An 18,407-nucleotide genomic window follows, 5' to 3' on the forward strand; every position below is an offset into this window, starting at 1 on the left:
ACGTGGTCTCCATCCTTTCCGGTCTCGATTTACTGGCCGCTGATCTTGGCCCAGGAGTCACGCAGTGTGACGGTGCGGTTCATCACGATTCGGTCCTCGCTGCTGGCCTCGGGATCGTAGAAGAAATAACCCTCGCGCTCGAACTGGTAGGGAATGTCCGTGCGCGGCGAGGCGAGGTTCGCCTCGCCCTTGCAGCCGGTCAGAACCACCAGGTTGTCCGGGTTGAGATCCTCGACAAAATCCCGCTCCTTGTCGGTGCCCGGATTCTCCACGCCAAAAAGACGATCGTACAGGCGCAGTTCCAGGTCCACGGCTGTTTCCGCCGAAACCCAATGAATGACTCCCTTGGGCTTGTAGCCCTCCGGGTTCACACCCAGGGTGGCCGGATCGTACTCGGCATGGATCTCGGTCACATTGCCTTCGTCATCGGCCACAAAATCATTGCAGGTGATCACATAGCCGCCACGCAGGCGGACGGCGTTGCCCTTTGAGAGCCGCTTCCACTTCTTGTTGGGCGGCACCTCCACGAAGTCCTCCGCGTCGATGTACATCTCGCGCGTCCAGGTCACCTCGCGGGTTCCCATGGATTCGTCCTGGGGATGTACCGCCGTGGTCAGGGTCTCGGACTGCCCTTCCGGATAATTGGTCAGGATCAGTTTGACGGGCCGCAGGACACACATGGCGCGGGGCGCGTTGCGGTTCAGGTCATCCCGGATAGCGTGCTCGAGCATGCCCAGGTCCACGGTGCCGCCGGTCTTGTTCACGCCCACCATATCGCAGAACTGGCGGATGGAGGTCGGGGTGAAGCCGCGCCGGCGCATACCCGAGAGGGTCGGCATGCGCGGGTCATTCCAGGCATCCACATGGCCCTCGTCCACCAGCCGCATCAGCTTGCGCTTGCTGGTGATGGTATAGTTGACGTTCAGGCGTGCGAACTCGGTCTGGCGCGGGCGGCACGGCGGGGTCACGTGTTCCAGAACCCAGTCATACAGCGGCCTGTGGTCCTCGAATTCCAGGGTGCACAGCGAATGGGTCACACCCTCTTCCGCATCGGAAAGCGGATGCGTGAAGTCATACATCGGGTAGATGCACCACTTGTCCCCGGTCTGGTGGTGCGTCAGGTACCGGATGCGATACAGGATCGGATCGCGCATGTTCATGTTCGGGGACGCCATGTCGATCTTCGCCCGCAGCACATGCTCACCTTCGGCGAATTCCCCGGCCCGCATGCTCCGGAAGAGGTCCAGGTTCTCCTCGACGGAGCGGTCCCGATAGGGGCTGTCCGTGCCGGCCTGGGTCAATGTCCCCCGGTACTGCGCGGCGGTTTCCGGATCCAGGCTGCAGACATAGGCATGGCCGCCGCGGATCAGCTCCTCGGCGTATTCATAGAGGCGCTCGAAATAGTCCGAGGCGTAGCGCACCGGCCCTTTCCACTCATAACCCAGCCATGTCACGTCCCGTTTGATCGCCTCGATGTACTCCTGGCTCTCCTTCTCCGGGTTGGTGTCGTCAAAACGCAGGGTACAGTCGCCGCCGAACTGCTCGGCCATGCCGAAGTTGACTACGATCGACTTGGCGTGGCCGATATGCAGGTAGCCATTGGGCTCCGGTGGGAACCGGGTGACGACGTGGTCATGACGGCCTTCGGCAAGGTCGTCCTGGATGAGGGTTCGGATGAAGTTGCTGGCCGGAGCTGATTCGGAACTCATGGATGCTGTGACACCACCGGGTTGATTTGAAAGCCGCCATTGTACCTGCTCACCGCCACGATCTCATGCATGGCGGAAGACGATGCCTTACAATACGGCCCATTTGGACGCGAAAGGATATAATCTCATGGTCGTTCTGGAAACCAGCGAAGGCCGCATCCTGCTGGCCACCGACGCGGAGAACGCCCCCGTTACCACCAGGAATTTTCTCGCCTACATCGATTCCGGTTTCTACGACGGCCTTATTTTCCACAGGGTCATCAGCAACTTCATGATCCAGACCGGCGGCTTCGGCCCGGACATGGAGCCCCGCAAACCCGGTGAGCCGATTCCCAACGAGGCGGACAATGGCCTCAGCAACCGGCGCGGCACCATCGCCATGGCGCGCACCATGAGTCCGCATACCGCCTCTTCCCAGTTCTTCATCAATGTCAACGATAACGGCTTCCTGGATCACACCGCCAAGACCCAGGACGGCTGGGGCTACTGCGTCTTCGGTAAGGTGGTGGAAGGCATGGACGTGGTCGACCGGATCCGTGAGAAACCCACCACAGGCCGCGCCGGGCACCGCGATGTGCCGGTGGAGGATGTCATCATCCACCGGGCCTATCGCACCAATGAGGGAGCGGACGCATGACCACGCGTTTCATTGCCGACCTGCACCTGGAGGAAAGCCGCCCGGACATTACCGACGCTTTCCTGGGATTCCTCCCGGCCTACGCCCACAACATTGACGCGCTCTACATTCTCGGGGACTTCTTCGAGGCCTGGATCGGGGATGACGAACACACGCCCCTGCAGGAAACGGTTGCCGAGGCACTGCAGGCGGTGACGGCCACCGGCACCGCCCTGTACCTGATGCACGGCAACCGGGATTTCCTCATCGGTCAGGACTTCTGTGATCGGGTGGGCGCCACACTGCTGGATGATCCCACAGTCATCGACCTCCATGGTGAACCCACCCTGCTGATGCATGGCGACAGCCTCTGTACCGCGGACGAGGAATACCAGAAGTTCCGGGCAACCATGCGCAACCCGCAGTGGCAGAAGGCATTCCTCCAGCGCCCCCTGGCGGACCGCCAGACCGTGGCCCGCCAGATGCGCGAAATCAGCCAGGCGAAGAACCAGGGCAAGGAACAGACCATCATGGATGTCACCCCGGAAGAGGTGGTGGCGGACATGGAACGCCACGGGGTGCAGCAGCTCATTCACGGCCATACCCACAGGCCGGCAGTGCATGAGCTGGAAGCCAATGGCGCTACCGCCAGGCGTTATGTGACCGGCGACTGGCACGAAAAGGCCTGGTACATCGAAGCCCGGGAAGGGGCCACGCCCGAACTGCTCAGCGTGCCCTTCGCGGAGCTGACTGGCTGATCACAGCCAGTCCGGCACACCACTGTGGAAGCGGAAGCTGTCGTCCGGTGACTGGATCAGCTCCGCCTCCACCGCCAGCAGCGTCTCCACCCGTTCTTTCACTTCGTCACCCGCCGCTTTCTCCGCCAGCCTGAGGTAATCCTGATAGTGGCGGGCCTCGGACTTCAGCAGAGAGTCGTAGAACTCCGCCAGTTCCGCGTCGAGAAGCGGTGCCACCACCGCAAACCGCTCACAGGAACGGGCCTCGATGATGCCGCCGATGATCAGGGTATCCACGAGCCGCCCCGGCTCCTCCTTGCGGGCATGCTGGTGCAGCCCCTGGGCGTAGCGGGCCGGAGTGAGGTGCCGATACTGGATGCCGCGTTTCTGCAGGATCGACAGCACCTGCTCGAAGTGCCGCAGCTCCTCGCGCGCGAGCCGGGACATCCGATGCAGCAGATCCGGATCCTCCATATAGCGATACATCAGGCCCAATGCCGTTGAGGCAGCCTTTTTCTCGCAGTGGGCATGATCAATGAGCAGCAGCTCCTGGTTCGCCAGTGCGGCGTCGATCCAGGCCTGTGGTGTTGCGCAGGGAAGAAAGTCATGAATGGGGGAAAGATCAACCCGGGCCATGCCAGCGCTCCGTCAAAAAGCGCAAGCATAGACCCGGGCTGATCCGGGGTGCAAGGCCGCCCCTGAGGGCAGCCCATGGAGTCAGCCGTTGACCTTGGCGAACTCGTCAGCTATCTCCTTCTCCGGCTCGCCGGTGGCCATGGAACCGATAACGACGGCAATGGCGGCGAACAGGAACCCGGGAACGATCTCGTACATGTCGAACAGACCGCCGGAGAGCTGCTTCCAGACCACCACGGTCAGGCCGCCGACAACCACACCCGCGAGTGCGCCAACCTTGTTCATCCTGGACCAGTACAGTGACAGCAGGATCACCGGGCCGAAAGCGGCACCGAAGCCGGCCCATGCATAGGAGACCAGATCCAGCACCATGCTGTCGTCATCCAGCGCGACCACACCGGCGATCACCGCGATCACAATCACGGCAACCCGGCCGATGCGGACCAGCTCCGCGGCATCCGCATTGGGGCGGAAGAACCCCTTGTAGAAGTCCTCGGCCAGCGCGGACGATGACACCAGCAGCTGCGAGTCGGCCGTGCTCATGATGGCCGCAAGGATGGCAGCCAGCAGAATGCCCGCGATCACCGGATGGAAGAGTGCGTCCACCAGCATCATGAAGGCTGTCTCGCGGTCTTCCAGGCCCTCGGGCCCGAAATAACCCACGGCTGCCAGCCCCACGAACACGGAGCCGATCAGCGTGATGGCCGTCCAGGAGACGGCGACACGCCGGGCATAGGGTACGAGCGACTCATCGCTGATGGCCTTGAAACGGGCAAGCACATGGGGCTGCCCGAAATAGCCCAGACCCCAGGCCAGCGACGAGATGATCGCGATCACTCCCAGGGATTCACCATTGGCGTCCGAGAACAGCGACAGGGTGCCCTGCCCTTTCTCAAGCAGAGACGCTTCCATACCGGACCAGCCGCCAACCTCACCACTGTTGATCGCCAGAACCGGCACCAGCATAAGAGCCGCCAGCATGAGCAGCCCCTGGACCACATCCGTCCAGGACACCGCCAGGAAACCACCGAACAGCGTGTAGGACACCACCGCGAGTGTGCCCACAATCACCGCCCACTGGTATTCCAGACCGAAGACGGTCTCGAAGAGCTTGCCGCCGGCAACCAGCCCTGAACTGGTATAGAACAGGAAGAACAGCAGAATGAAGAAGGCGGCGATAACACGCAGCGCCCGTGTGTCATCCCGGAAACGGTTCTCCAGGAAGGACGGGATCGTGAGTGAGTCCTTGGCCGCCTGCGAATAGTTCCGCAGCCGCCTGGCCACAAACAGCCAGTTAAGATAGGTGCCCACCAGCAGCCCGATGGCGATCCAGCTCGCGCCGACACCATTGGCAAAGGCCGCCCCTGGCAGCCCCAGCAGCAGCCAGCCGCTCATGTCCGAGGCACCGGCACTCAGGGCCGAGGGAATCGGCCCCAGGTTCCGTCCGCCCAGGATGTAGTCCGACAGGTTCTGGGTCCTCATGTACGCAATGACGCCCAGCGCCAGCATGACCGCAAGGTAGAGAATAAAGGTCCAGGTGACCGCAACTGTGTTTTCAATCATGATCCGGCTCCATAGGGAAGTGCCCGTTTGTTGTTTTTCATCCGATTTCCTCTACACCCAGAGACAGGAGGGTCGCATTGCCACCCGCCGCCGTGGTGTTGTTGGTCCTGACGCGCTCCGTGGCGAAACGTGGCAGGTAGTTGGGGCCACCGGCCTTGGGGCCGGTCCCGGAGAGTCCACGTCCACCAAAGGGCTGGACGCCGACCACAGCACCAACCTGGTTGCGGTTGATATAGGTATTGCCGACTTTGACCCGCCGCTCAATATAGGCGGCAGAGGACTCACTGCGGCTGTGAATGCCCAGAGTCAGGCCATAGCCCGCCCCGTTGATCTCGTCGATCACGGAATCCAGCTCGCGCGCCTCGTAGCGGACCACGTGCAGGATGGGCCCGAAGAATTCACGGTCCAGGTCCTTCATGCCGTTGATCTCATAGGCCACTGGGGGCACGAAGTAGCCCTTCTCCGCATTGTCGGGCAGCGGAGCCTCACCGACCAGGCGGTTACGCTCACGCAGTTCGGCCACATGCTTCATGAGATCATCATAGGCCTCCTGGTCGATCACCGGCCCGACATCCGTTTCAACCCGGATGGGATCCCCCAGGCGCAGGTCCCGCATGGCACCGGCAAGCGTTTCCTCGATGATGTCGGCCACATCCTCCTGTACGTACAGTACACGGAGCGCCGAGCAGCGCTGGCCGGCACTGCCGAAGGCGGACATGATCACATCCTTGACCACCTGTTCCGGCAGCGCACTGCTGTCCACGATCATGGCGTTCTGGCCGCCGGTTTCCGCAATCAGCGGAATGATCGGCCCTTCCCGGGCGGCCAGTGTCCGGCTGATGTGATGGGCAACGCCGGTGGAGCCGGTGAAGGTGACACCCGCAAGGCGCTGATCGGAAAGCACCTGGCCGCCGATGCCGGCACCGTCACCGGGCAGGTACTGGATCACGCCCGGCGGGAAGCCGGCCTGCAGCATCAGTTCCGCGCAGCGGCCACCGATCAGGCTGGTCTGTTCCGCCGGCTTGGCCAGCACCGTATTGCCCGCCGCCAGCGCTGCCATGATCTGGCCAGTGAAGATGGCGACCGGGAAGTTCCAGGGACTGATGCACAGGAATACCCCGCGGCCTTCCAGATAGTACTCGTTGGATTCCCCGGTCGGCCCTGGCATCTCCATGGGCTCGGCGAACTGCCGGCGCGCCTGCATGGCGTAGTAGCGGCAGAAATCCACGGCCTCGCGTACCTCGGCAATACCGTCCGGCAGGGATTTGCCCGCCTCACGGCTGCACAGGGCAATCAGCTCGTGCTCATTGGCCTCCAGCAGATCCGCATAGGCCTCAAGGTACTTCGCCCGCTCCTCTGCCGGCGTCCGGTTCCAGGACTCGAAGGCCTGGTGAGCCGTACTCAGGGCATTCTCGACAATGTCCTGCCGGCTCCAGGCAATTTCGCCGGCCACCCGGTCACGGTTGTGGGGGTTGGTCACCCGGGTCCTGCTGTTCGAGTCGCAACGCTCACCGTTCACAATCGGGGTGGCCTTCCACTGGTGTTCCGCCCACCGCTCCAGACCCTGCTGGAAGGGCCTGAGATGGGACAGCACCGCCAGGTTGTGGCCACGGGAATTGCGCCGTTCACTGCCGTAGATCTCCGGGGGCCTTGGAATCCGCAGATCCGGCAGGCTGTTGTGTGCCCGCAGTGCATCCGCGGGGTGACCGATGAGGTCCTCAATCGGCGTCTCGGCGTCCACCAGACGGTGAACAAAGGAGGAATTGGCGCCATTCTCCAGCAGCCGCCGCACCAGGTACGGCAGCAGGTCCTTGTGGGCACCCACCGGCGCGTAGATCCGAACCGGCACCCTGGGAACCTCACCCATCACCACGGAATAGAGGGCATCGCCCATGCCGTGAAGCCGCTGGAATTCGTATTCCGCGCCGTTCTCATCGGCCATGTTCAGCACCGAGGCCACAGTGTGCGCGTTGTGGCTGGCGAACTGCGGGAAGATATAGCCCTGGGCGTAGTCACTGAGCAGGAACCGGGCACAGGCCAGGTAGCACACATCCGTGCCTTCCTTGCGCGTGTAGACCGGATAGGTCTCTACACCCATCATCTGGGCGTGCTTGATCTCGGTATCCCAGTAGGCGCCCTTGACCAGCCGAACGGGGATACGATCCCCCTGGCGGCGCGCCAGAGCGGCAATCCAGCACAGCACCGGCAGTGCCGGCTTGGAGTAGGCCTGCACCGCGAGACCCAGCTCCCCCCAGCCCTTCGCGGCTTCGGACTCGTAAACGCTGCGGAAGATCTCCAGTGAGAGCTCGAGGCGATCCATCTCCTCCGCGTCGACCGTCAGGGGCACCTGTTTCTCCCGGGCAAAGGTCACCAGCCGGGTCAGACGCCGGACCAGTTCCGCCTTTGCCCTGTCCTCCTGGGCACGCTCATAGCGCGGGTAAAGCGCGGAAAGCTTGATGGAGACCGATGGTACCGGGCGTTCACCACGGGGATAACGGTCATTGCCCACCGCTTCAATCGCCGTCCAGTAATCATTGAAATAGCGCGAGGAATCGGATTCATTGAGGGCCGCTTCCCCCAGCATGTCGAAGGAGTAGCTGTAGCCCTGATCCCTGTACTGGCGACCTTCCTGCAGGGCTTCATCAATATCGCGGCCAAGTACAAACTGGCGGCCCATGATTGCCATGGCCTGGTACATGGCCTTGCGGATCACCGGCTCACCGGCACGGTTCACCAGCTTGTGCCAGATGGATTTGGGATGGCCGTCCAGCCCCGGGTCCATCTTGACCACACGGCCCGTAAGCAGCATGCCCCAGGTGGAGGCGTTGACCATGACGGATTCGCTCCGCCCCAGGTGCTTGCGCCAGTCCGCATCACCCATCTTGTCGCGGATCAGCTCATCAGCGGTATGCGCATCCGGAATCCGGATCAGTGCCTCAGCCAGGCACATCAGCAGGATGCCCTCTTCCGTATCCAGGCTGTATTCCTGCAGAAGCGCGTCCACCATATGGACCGAATCATCCTGCTCCCGGACCTTGCGGATCAGCCCCGTGGCGCGGTCCGCAATGGCCTGGCGCTCGCGCGCGTCGGGCTCCGCCAGCGCCAGCAGTGACTCAAGGTAGGCCGTTTCATCGGTGTAATGGTTGTCAACGATACCCTGCCAGAGAAAATCGGTATCATCGTGGGGGAACGACGGGTCAAGCACCCGACTGGCATCAAACATAGCGTTCGGCCTCCAGCAGCTCTGGGCGTGATACCTCTGCCCGCATGGTCTATCCATTCATTAAAGCAGAGGTTGTGAAACCCTGCACAACAATCATTGCAGGGACGTCCACTCCCTGTGGAGTTCCTCCATCGTCTTTCGAACAGCGTCCGCGACCTCATCCGCAGTCACTTCTGCATCAATACGCCGGTAACGGTTGGCGGGATTGCCGGCGCGCGCCTCGTAAACCTGGCGCACGCGCTCGAAGAACCGGACCCGTTCGTGCTCAAAACGGTCCGGCTCCCCACCACGCCCGGCAACCCGGGCCATACCCGTTTCCACTGGCGCATCGAGCCAGAGTACGGCATCAGGGCGCAGCGTTTCCCCCTGGACCAGGGATTCAAGCTGCGCCACCGGTGCTGAATCCAGCTCTCGCCCACCCCCCTGGTAGGCGTAGGTGGCATCCGTAAAGCGGTCACAGAGCACCCATTCCCCGGCCTCCAGTGCCGGCCGTATGACCCGTGCCAGGTGCTGCGCCCGAGCCGAGAACATCAGCAGCAGCTCGCAGGTGGGATCGACCGGTTCCTCCCGGGACCGCAGGAGCACTTCACGGATTTCCTCCGCCATGGGGGTCCCGCCCGGTTCACGGGTCACACGGTGCGCCACCCCCTGTTGCGTAAGCCAGTCACTGGCACCGCGGATGGCGGTGGATTTCCCCACGCCCTCGGTCCCCTCAAACGTAATGAAAAGCCCGCGTGTCATCAGTCTGTCCCGCCTTCCGGTGCCGGAAAGGACCGGTAATCCTCCCCGCGATTGAGCTGATACCGGCGTACGGCCTCATTATGCTCTTCAAGCGTCGCGGAAAAATGATGGGACCCATTGCCCTTGGCGACAAAATAGAGGGCCTCGCCTTCCGCCGGATTCACCACCGCCCGCAGCGACGCCTCTCCCGGCATCCCAATGGGGGTGGGCGGCAGGCCATCGATCCGGTAGGTGTTGTAGGGCGTGTATTCCCTCAGATCGGCGTGGCCGATACGGCCCTGGTAACCATCGCCCATGCCATAGATCACGGTGGGATCGGTCTGCAGGCGCATTCCCCGCTCCAGCCGCCGCGTGAAGACGCCGGCGACCCGGGGTTTCTCCTCGCTGAGCGGCGTCTCAAGCTCGACAATCGAGGCCAGGATCAGGGCTTCATAGGGGCGTTCCAGAGGCAGGTTTTCCCGGCGATCCCGCCAGAGCCGGGAGAGGGTCCGCTGCATGCGGTCATGCGCCCTTTCCAGCACATCCAGGTCCGAAGCGCCGTGCCCGTATTCATACACCGCAGGGAAGAACCAGCCCTCCGGGTGCATGCCTGGCTGCCCGAGATGCTCCATCACCGCTTCGCCGCTCATTCCCTCCAGCTCATTACGCAAAGGATCCGCCTCAGCCAGACGTGCGCGGACCCGCTCAAACGTCCAGCCTTCCGGTATGCGCACGGTCCAGGTCTGGGCATCACCTGCCACCACACGGCGCACAAAGCCCAGGGGAGACATACCGTCTTCCAGCTGATACACACCGGACTGCAGCTGCGCCAGTTCTGGCTCCAGGCGTGCCCGCACCAGCAGCCAGAAAGCACTGGGGAGATGCCCCTGCGCCTCAAGCTCACGCGCCAGCCCCTGCAGGGTGGTCCCGCGTTCAATCTCCATGGTCACGGGTTGCTCAAGAGCCAGCGGCTCTTCCATGCGCTGGAAATGCTGCTCGATGAACAGCCAGCCTGCAATCGCCGTTACGGCGGCCAGAAGGACCGTGAAACCAAGAATCCGCTTAACTGACCGCATCACCCGAATCCAAGCTCCCTGTTCACATCCTCAACCAACCGCGTGGCCCCGGCGTTTACCGGCACGGGACTGTCACCGCACTCGCTGACCGGAACCAGGCCCATTACACTGTTACCCAGCAGCAGCCCGTGGGTCCGGAGGTCGGCCTCCGTCAGCGCCCGCTCCTGCACCGCCAGCCCAAAGTGATCCGCGTTGCGCACGAGCCACTCCCGCAGAGTTCCGAGGACAGCAAGCTGGTCCCGGGGCGGCGTTACCAGCGTTCCATCGACCACGGAAAACAGGCAGGTACGGGTTCCCTCGACCCAGCCGGAGCCACCGTCCACCGCCATCAGCCCCTCGAACTCATCGTCCGAGAGTTCCGCACTGGCAAGCACCTGTTCCAGTCGTGCCAGGCTCTTGTGACCACGGCCCGCTGCCACGGCAGACAGCGGCTGCTGGCAGAAACGGACCCGCGCGCCGTCACGCGGCACCGGCGGAGCCGGCACCAGCACCGAGATCACCCTGGGGGTTACGGGCTCGGGTGGCCGATACCCCCTGCCACCCGAGCCCGCCGTGACCGTGATCTTGAGCACGGCCGGCGCCTGCGGCGCGAGCAGCCCGCGTTCAGCGGCCTGCTGCTGCCAGGCATCCAGCGCGCCCGCATCAAACGGGATCCCGAGCGCGCGGCAACCGGCCAGAAGCCGCTCCCGGTGCGCCTCCAGCAGGACCGGACCGGCCGGGGTCACCCTGAGGGTCTCGAAAACCCCCTGCCCATAGGCCAGCCCCCGATCATCAGACGGAACCACCGGGTCACTCCCCGGCCAGATCCATTCGGGCATCAGCTCCGCTCCCGCTGCCTGAACCAGTCACGATCAAAAAAGCCGCCCCTTACCAGGGCGGCTTTGGTACCGATCGAACCGCGTTGGTCCGTTCAGCTGCTGTGGGATTCGATGTAGTCCACCGCGTCCTTGACCGTGGTCAGCTTTTCGGCTTCCTCGTCCGGGATCTCGGTCTCGAACTCTTCCTCAAGCGCCATGACCAGCTCAACCGTGTCCAGGGAATCGGCACCCAGATCCTCAACAAAGGAGGAAGTGCTCTGTACTTCGGACTCCTTTACCCCCAGCTGTTCACAGACAATCTTCTTAACGCGCTCTTCAACTGTACTCATAATGTCCTCATTTGTGCGTCCAGCAGTGCTGGCGTGCCAGTTTAGTTGAATCCCCCGGGCCGGACAACCAACCCGGAAGGGGCTGACTGGAAGCCCTCCCCGCCCTGTAACAGCGGGAACGACCTCCTTCAGTTCATATACATGCCACCGTTGACATGAATCGTTTCGCCATTGATATAGGCCGCCCCTTCGGAGGCGAGGAACACAGCCAGGTCGGCCACTTCCCCGGCCTCGCCGAGGCGACCCGCCGGAATGGCTGACAGCATGGCATCACGCTGGCTTTCGTCAAGCTCCCGCGTCATGTCCGTTTCAATGAACCCCGGCGCAATGGCATTGACCGTGATACCACGGCTTGCCACTTCCCGTGCCAGGGAACGGGTCATGCCCTCGATGCCCGCCTTGCTGGCGGCATAGTTCATCTGCCCGGCGTTCCCCATGCGGGCGACCACCGAACTCAGGTTGATGATGCGCCCGGTACGCGCTTTCATCATGCCCTTGAGCACGGCCTGACTGGTGCGGTACACCGCCGAGAGATTGGTATTGATCACCTCATCCCAGTCCTCGGGCTTCATGCGCATGGCCAGACCATCCCGGGTCACACCGGCATTATTGACCAGCACTGTTGGTGCACCGAAATTCTGGCCAATCGCCTTGATGCCCTCGGTGACACTCGCCGCATCACCCACGTTCATGACCACACCGTCACCCTGCCAGCCCTGCTCACTGATCCGGCCGGCGATGGCGGCAGCGCCGGATTCCGATGTTGCTGTTCCGATCACCGTGGCACCGGCGCGGGCAAAGCGTTCCAGAATCGCGCTGCCGATGCCACGGCTCGCGCCGGTTACCAGAACCACCTGTCCTTCCAGCATCATTTTCTCCCGTTGAGCGTCGCTGTCAGGCGCCTTCGCGAACCGCTTCCAGCGCCTTTGTCATCTGTTCGGGGGTTTCCGTGGGATGGCACCCCATGCTGCGGTCAATGCGCCGTGCCAGCCCGGAAAGTACCTTGCCGGGCCCGCATTCGGCCATGACACTGACACCCTGTTCACCCAGGTAGCGTATGGATTCGGTCCACCGCACCGGCGAAATCAGCTGCCAGTAGAGATTCTCACGGATGGCGGCCGCGTCGGTCACCGCCCCCGCGGTCACGTTCTGGACCACGGGAATGGCCGCGTCCTGAACACTGACCCCTGCCAGCGCTCCCGCCATGCGGTCCGCCGCAGGCTGCATCAGGGCACAGTGGGACGGCACGCTCACATCCAGGGGCATGACCTTCTTCGCGCCCTCTTCCCGGGCGCGTTCCACCACCCGGTCCACCGCTGCGGTGGAGCCGGCGATGACCACCTGCCCCGGGGCATTGAAATTGACCGCCTCAACCACGCCCTCGGCGACATGCTCCTGGCAGAGACTGATCACAGCCTCGTCATCCAGCCCCAGGATCGCGGCCATGCGCCCCGCGCCTTCCGGCACGGCATGCCGCATGGCGTCGCCGCGGATACGCACCAGCTCAACGGCTTCGGCAAAATCCAGGCAGCCCGATGCCACCAGCGCGGAATATTCCCCGAGACTGTGGCCCGCCAGATAATCCGGCTTCGGACCGCCCAGATCCTGCCACACACGCCAGAGCGCAACACTGGCGGTAAGAAGGGCGGGCTGGGTTACATCGGTACGGTTGAGCTCTTCCGCCGGGCCCTTCCGGCAGAGTTCGGCCAGGTCGTAACCCAGCACGCCGGAGGCCTGCTCAAAGGTCTGCCCGACCAGCGGCCACTCAGCAGCTGCTTCGTCCAGCATTCCAACGGACTGGGAGCCCTGACCGGGAAACACCAGTGCTGTCGTCATCTGTCCTTCCTGTTCGTCTCTAGAATTCAACCTGTTCCAGCAAGTCTCCGAGCCTGCGCGGCAGTTCATGCTCGACCTCACGGGCCGCCTGTTCAATAGCCGCCACCAGTCCGGTCACGTCCGCATTGCCGTGGCTTTTGATCACCACGCCACGCAGGCCGATGAAACTCGCGCCATTATGCCGCGCGGGATCCAGGCGCCGCTTGATCCTGCGTAACACCGGTGCGGCCAGTGCCGCGACAAAGCGGGAATACCAGCTGTCCGCGAAAGCACGCCGGATCAGATCACCGATCAGTTCCGCCACGCCCTCTCCGGTTTTCAGTGCCACGTTGCCGACAAAACCGTCACAGACCACCACATCGGCCACGCCCCGGAAAAGGTCGCTGCCTTCAATATAGCCAATGTACCCGGATTGCTCCCGCGTCTGCAGCATGTGGCCGGCCAGCCGCACCTGTTCATTGCCCTTGACGGCCTCCTGCCCCACGTTGAGCAGGGCCACGCGGGGCTCCTGAATACCATCCACGGCCTGCGCCATGAGGCGCCCCATCAGGGCGAACTGCACGAGATGCTCGGCGCTGGCGTCCACATTGGCGCCCAGATCCAGCACATAACAGTGGCCGTCATGGAAGGGGATGCGTTTGATGATGGCGGGCCGTTCAATGCCCGGCCAGGTCTGGAGGGTGTTGCGGCCCAGGGCCATGAGGGCACCGGTGTTGCCGGCACTGACGCAGGCATCGGCGCCGCCGCTGCGGACCAGCGAAAGCGCACGTGCCATCGAGGACTGCTGGCCGTGGCGCAGGGCATGGGAGGGACGTTCCTCCATGGTGACCACGTCGGGGGCATCCTGGATCTCGATGCGGTCGTGGCCCGCAGACAGAAAGGCCTCGAGTGCCGTACGCCTGCCCAGCAGCACGACCCTCAAGGCCCTGTTGTTCGAAACAGCGATTTCCGCGGCGCGGACCACCGGCTCACAGCCGCGGTCGCCACTCATGGCGTCAACGGCGATGGTGGTCTCAGCCGCCACCGGTCACTCAGTCTTCCGGTGTTTCGATCACCTTCTTGCCCCGATAGAAGCCATCGGGGGAGATGTGATGCCGACGATGCACTTCCCCGGTAGTCGGGTCCATGGAAAGCGCGGGCTTGCTGAGCCCGTCGTGGGAGCGACGCATGCCGCGCTTTGAACGGGTCTTGCGATTCTTCTGAACGGCCATAGCAGATTACTCCTGGAGTCTTGCCTTTTCTTGAATTACGAATCCGTTCCGCCCTGGTCCTGCCCCCCAGTGCCAAGGCCGGCCAGTACACGGAACGGGTTGTCTGTATCATGCTCGCGCGCCTGAGCAACAGCGTCGTCGGCATCCCGGTTGATGCGCTCCAGCGTGGCGGATGCTTTACAGCCTGCTTCCTCATGCACCGGATAATCCGGCAGACTCATGATGAGCTCATCCTCCAGAAGCTCATGGATCGGCAGATCCCGCTGCCCCGACACCATGGGCTCAAGAGTGGCTGGCAGCTGCTCCGCCATCACCTCTGTATCCACCACACCCACCCGGAAGGTTGACTCCACCGGCAGGCGCATGGCCTCAAGGCATCGCTGGCACAGTACTTCCAGCTCCGCCCGGACCCAGCCTTCAATGACGCGACGCCGCTCGTCATCAAAAAAGAACGCCAGCCTGACCGCCGCCTCGCCTTCTGTTTCCAGAATCAGCGGCTCCAGCCGGTTCATACCGGCAAGGGCCAGACTGCCCTCTTTTACGGTCCCCTGTTCGAACGGCTTCAGCGCATCGACCGACAGGGGTATCTCCGGGTTCGACATAAGGCCGCGATTCTAGGGTTCCCGCCGGTGATTGTCAAAGCTCAGCGCAGCACAGGACCGCGGTTGATGAGCGTTTCCGTAACACCCTGCCCGACCGAGCTGCCCAGGTCCCGCATGATCCGCTGGAACGGCGAGGGCTCATAGCTGTAGTCCACGATTTCCTCGGCACCGACCACATTCCGGGCCACCTGCCCCGGCGAGTTGAAACTGTCGACCAGCCCCAGCTCACGTGCCCTCTGGCCAGTCCAGATGAGCCCCGAGAACAGCTCCGCCTCGGACTCCTTCAGCTTATCACCCCGTCCTTCGCGCACACGCTCAATGAACTGGTCATGGGTGCGGTCCAGCACACTCTCCCAGAACGCAACCTGTTCCGGATCCTCCGGAAGGAAGGGGTCCAGGAAGGCCTTGTTCTCGCCCGCCGTATACAGCCGGCGCTCGATGCCCAGCTTCTCCATCACGCCGGTGAATCCAAAGCCACCGCCACGCACGCCAATGGACCCAACCAGGCTGGAGGGATTGGCATGGATCCGGTCGGCGGCGGCGGCAATGTAATAGGCGCCGGACGCTCCGATGTCCGAGATCACCGCGTGCACCTTCTTGTCGGGGTACTCGTCACGCAGCCGGTTGATGGCCTGATAGACGTAATCCGCCTGCACAGGGCTGCCACCCGGGCTGTTGATGCGCAGGATCACCCCTTTGGACTGCTCCGCCGAGAAGGCGTTTTCCAGCGCGGTCACCAGATTGTCGGCGCTGGCATCCTGGCCCTGGACGATCGCCCCTTCCACATCCACCAGCGCGGTATGGGGCCCGCCTGCGCCAGGTGTGAGATCACCGGAGCCGAAGGGTGACCCGAACGTGAACAGAAGCGCGAACAGGTAGAGCAGCCCCAGCGTCTTGAACAGTATGCCCCAGCGCCGGCTGCGGCGCTGCTCCGCCTGCATCGACATCATGGTCTTCTGGATCAGACGCCACTCCTTGGAGTCCTCCCGGGCCTCCTGGGTGCGCCCTTCCGGTCGCTGCGCGGATTCTTCCCGCGTCACGCCCCATTCCGCATTTTCCGAATCCCACTCGGACATGGTGTCTCCTTGCAGTCAGTCACGGGTGCCGCCGGAAGCCATCAGCTCCCGCAGCATTGAGATATCAGAGGCAATGGCCATCGGGTTGTGCGCCGCAAGCTGCTCCTCTGAATGCACGCCCCAGGTCACGCCAATCGCCGGCATTCCGATGCGGCTCGCCATTTCCATGTCGTAGATGGTATCACCGACCATCACCATGCGCTCCACGGAGGCGCCGGTTTCGGACACAATCTGGCGCAGCATCAGGGGGTCGGGCTTGGAGGCGGTCTCATTGGCACAGCGTGTCAGAGGGAAAAACCGGCCCAACCCGCTCGAGCCCAGCGCCCGGTCCAGCCCCGGCCGGCTCTTGCCAGTAGCCACCGCCAGCATGGGGCCACCATGCAGCGTTTCGAGCAGCTCATCCACCCCCTTGAACAGATCCGCAGGCGTGGTATCACGCTGAAAGAAATAACGGGCATAGACCTCTCGCAGCTGCGTCATCTCTTCACGGGTGATGCCCGGCCAGAGCTGGCTCAGCGCCTCCTCCATGCCCAGCCCCACAATATGGCGCAGCGCCTGGCGCTCGCGCACCGGATACCCCAGCTCCCGGGCGGCCAGCTCAAGACTGTCCGCGATATGGTCCACGGAATCAATCAGGGTGCCATCCCAGTCAAAGATCACTACGTCAAAGCTCATTGGTGCTTTCCCAGTCGCTGAATCTGCGCTTCGAAATCATCCGGAACCGGCGCTTCGAAAGTCACTCTTTCGCCCGCGGGCGTCTCGAACGTCAGTTGCTGGGCGTGCAGCATCAGCCGGTCGCCACCGCCACGCTGCCAGGCCGCCTGGGAAGCCCCGTCGAGATACTTGGCATCCCCCGCCACCGGGCATCCCTGGCAGGCCGCGTGCACCCGGATCTGGTGCGTGCGCCCGGTCAGCGGCCTGGCCTCCAGGAGGGTGTAGCCTGGAAAACGTTCCAGAACCCGGAAATCCGTCCGCGCCGCCTTGCCCTGCTCGGCGCTGACACGCACCAGCCGCTCGCCGGTCCCACCGGTGACCCGCTGCAGGGGCGCCTCCACGCGATTCACCGCCTGCGGCCACTCCCCGACCACCAGCACCCGGTAGACCTTGTGCGTACTCTTCTGCCGGAACTGATCCTGCAGCGCCTTGAGGGCTGAACGGCGCCGGGCTACCAGGATCAGCCCGGACGTATCACGGTCCAGCCGGTGCACCAGCTCGAGGTAACGATCATCGCGCCCGGCACGCAGCGTCTCGATCAGCCCGAAATCCACACCACTGCCACCGTGCACCGCGATGCCCGCGGGCTTGTTCACCACCAGGAAATCCGGCGCCTCATGCAGAACCGCCGCCTGCATGCGCCGCTGCACCCGACGGCCCGGCTGGGCACGATCCGGCTTCTGCTCGGGTTCATGCAGTGGCGGCACACGGATCGAGTCACCGGCAGCGATACGATAGTCAGGCTTGACCCGCTTGCGGTTGGCCCGCACGGCTCCCTTACGGATCACGCGATAGATGACGCTTTTAGGAACGCCCCGGAAACGCCCCATGAGGAAGTTGTCGAGACGCTGTCCGGCCCACTCCGGCGCCACTTCCAGCCACTGGACACTGGGTCTGGATTCGGCGCTGTCGTGGCTGCCCGGGTGCCCTGGCATTATGCGTTTCTCCTGGGATGCGGAGCCATTCCGCAGCTCGTTGATGAGGCAGGGGATTACTGCTATATTGACGCTGTTTTCCCACTCCGCTCGGCCGACGATCTTGGCCGGCAGGACTGGCGGAACACGGTCAGCGATTGAAGCCGCAATTATAGAGCCTTCGGGCTCGGTATGAAACGAGCAGCGGACGCACCGGTTCCACCTGGCAGGAAAACAGCGAGAGCCAACAGAATCACACAGGCGTGCGGCTGAGTCCTTTCACCCGCTGGCCGGAGCCCAGAAGGCTCCCCCGGTGGACGGTCACGGAAACTGAGAACAACGCGCGTCGTGATGGGTGTTCCGCCCGGCTGGAGTCAAGGCCGGAGGAACTGATGTCAATCCGGGCGGAAGCGCGCGGCAGGGTCATCGCAACGGTTTGAAAACACAGAAGCACCGGTTCGGGCTGTCCTGCTCATGAATATGACATAAGACCTCGTAGCCGGTACGGGACAGAATTCGGTGGTGTGCGGGCACAGAGCCGCATACCTCAAGCACGGGGCTGGCCACAGGAGGCCCCTCCGGCTTTGCTGAAGCGGGCCGATGTACGCCCGCTGTCTCGTCATTGCG

At 63.3% G+C, this 18,407-nt stretch carries 18 protein-coding genes; 2 read left to right on the top strand and 16 right to left on the bottom strand.

Features of this window, described 5'->3' with window-relative positions:
- Positions 1–29: 29 nt before the first annotated feature.
- Positions 30–1,709 carry a glutamine--tRNA ligase/YqeY domain fusion protein gene (locus tag CK501_RS07025; protein ID WP_095617016.1) on the bottom strand — a complete coding sequence of 560 codons (1,680 nt, stop codon included), beginning with the start codon at positions 1,707–1,709 and terminating at the stop codon, positions 30–32.
- Positions 1,710–1,836: 127 nt separating this feature from the next.
- Between CK501_RS07025 and CK501_RS07030 the strand changes: the two genes are divergently transcribed.
- Positions 1,837–2,346, top strand: coding sequence for a peptidylprolyl isomerase (locus CK501_RS07030; RefSeq protein ID WP_095617017.1), 510 nt, complete (start codon positions 1,837–1,839; stop codon positions 2,344–2,346).
- Positions 2,343–3,083, top strand: coding sequence for a UDP-2,3-diacylglucosamine diphosphatase (locus CK501_RS07035; RefSeq protein WP_095617018.1), 741 nt, complete (start codon positions 2,343–2,345; stop codon positions 3,081–3,083). The genes CK501_RS07030 and CK501_RS07035 overlap by 4 nt, the downstream gene beginning before the upstream one ends.
- Here the strand turns inward: CK501_RS07035 and miaE are convergent, their stop codons facing one another.
- The 15 genes from miaE to CK501_RS07110 form a co-directional block, all read right to left on the bottom strand.
- Positions 3,084–3,698, bottom strand: coding sequence for a tRNA-(ms[2]io[6]A)-hydroxylase (miaE, locus tag CK501_RS07040; RefSeq protein WP_095617019.1), 615 nt, complete (start codon positions 3,696–3,698; stop codon positions 3,084–3,086).
- A gap of 81 nt (positions 3,699–3,779) precedes the next feature.
- The gene (gene putP, locus CK501_RS07045) at positions 3,780–5,261 is read right to left on the bottom strand and encodes a sodium/proline symporter PutP (RefSeq protein ID WP_198949423.1); all 1,482 of its coding nucleotides are present in this window, start codon (positions 5,259–5,261) and stop codon (positions 3,780–3,782) included.
- A gap of 37 nt (positions 5,262–5,298) precedes the next feature.
- Complete coding sequence (gene putA, locus CK501_RS07050; RefSeq protein ID WP_095617021.1) at positions 5,299–8,484, bottom strand: bifunctional proline dehydrogenase/L-glutamate gamma-semialdehyde dehydrogenase PutA; 3,186 nt, start codon at positions 8,482–8,484, stop codon at positions 5,299–5,301.
- A 93-nt stretch (positions 8,485–8,577) separates the two neighbouring features.
- Positions 8,578–9,225 (bottom strand): dTMP kinase, encoded by a 648-nt coding sequence (gene tmk, locus CK501_RS07055; protein ID WP_095617022.1) that lies wholly within the window; start codon positions 9,223–9,225, stop codon positions 8,578–8,580.
- The gene (mltG, locus tag CK501_RS07060) at positions 9,225–10,280 is read right to left on the bottom strand and encodes an endolytic transglycosylase MltG (RefSeq protein WP_095617023.1); all 1,056 of its coding nucleotides are present in this window, start codon (positions 10,278–10,280) and stop codon (positions 9,225–9,227) included. Before mltG ends, tmk begins: the two co-directional genes overlap by 1 nt.
- Entirely contained in the window at positions 10,280–11,098 is an 819-nt protein-coding gene (locus CK501_RS07065) for an aminotransferase class IV (protein WP_095617024.1), read from the bottom strand. Before CK501_RS07065 ends, mltG begins: the two co-directional genes overlap by 1 nt.
- Before the next feature lie 92 nt (positions 11,099–11,190).
- Positions 11,191–11,427, bottom strand: a complete 237-nt coding sequence (acpP, locus tag CK501_RS07070) for an acyl carrier protein (protein WP_077531530.1) — start codon at positions 11,425–11,427, stop codon at positions 11,191–11,193.
- A gap of 128 nt (positions 11,428–11,555) precedes the next feature.
- Positions 11,556–12,299 (bottom strand): 3-oxoacyl-ACP reductase FabG, encoded by a 744-nt coding sequence (gene fabG, locus CK501_RS07075; RefSeq protein ID WP_095617025.1) that lies wholly within the window; start codon positions 12,297–12,299, stop codon positions 11,556–11,558.
- Positions 12,300–12,321: 22 nt separating this feature from the next.
- On the bottom strand, positions 12,322–13,263 hold the full coding sequence (gene fabD, locus CK501_RS07080) for an ACP S-malonyltransferase (protein WP_095617026.1): 942 nt from the start codon (positions 13,261–13,263) through the stop codon (positions 12,322–12,324).
- A 19-nt stretch (positions 13,264–13,282) separates the two neighbouring features.
- A complete protein-coding gene (gene plsX / locus CK501_RS07085) occupies positions 13,283–14,287 on the bottom strand; it encodes a phosphate acyltransferase PlsX (protein WP_233128857.1) in 1,005 nt (334 codons plus the stop codon).
- A gap of 7 nt (positions 14,288–14,294) precedes the next feature.
- The gene (rpmF, locus tag CK501_RS07090; RefSeq protein WP_095617027.1) at positions 14,295–14,474 is read right to left on the bottom strand and encodes a 50S ribosomal protein L32; all 180 of its coding nucleotides are present in this window, start codon (positions 14,472–14,474) and stop codon (positions 14,295–14,297) included.
- A 35-nt stretch (positions 14,475–14,509) separates the two neighbouring features.
- Complete coding sequence (locus tag CK501_RS07095; protein WP_095617028.1) at positions 14,510–15,076, bottom strand: YceD family protein; 567 nt, start codon at positions 15,074–15,076, stop codon at positions 14,510–14,512.
- Between the two features lie 41 nt (positions 15,077–15,117).
- Positions 15,118–16,152, bottom strand: a complete 1,035-nt coding sequence (locus tag CK501_RS07100; RefSeq protein ID WP_095617029.1) for a S49 family peptidase — start codon at positions 16,150–16,152, stop codon at positions 15,118–15,120.
- A 15-nt stretch (positions 16,153–16,167) separates the two neighbouring features.
- A complete protein-coding gene (locus tag CK501_RS07105; RefSeq protein WP_095617030.1) occupies positions 16,168–16,827 on the bottom strand; it encodes an HAD family hydrolase in 660 nt (219 codons plus the stop codon).
- Positions 16,824–17,801 (bottom strand): RluA family pseudouridine synthase, encoded by a 978-nt coding sequence (locus tag CK501_RS07110; protein ID WP_095617031.1) that lies wholly within the window; start codon positions 17,799–17,801, stop codon positions 16,824–16,826. Before CK501_RS07110 ends, CK501_RS07105 begins: the two co-directional genes overlap by 4 nt.
- Positions 17,802–18,407 lie beyond the last annotated feature (606 nt).

The organism is Halovibrio salipaludis, from assembly GCF_002286965.1.
Classification (GTDB): domain Bacteria; phylum Pseudomonadota; class Gammaproteobacteria; order Pseudomonadales; family Oleiphilaceae; genus Halospina; species Halospina salipaludis.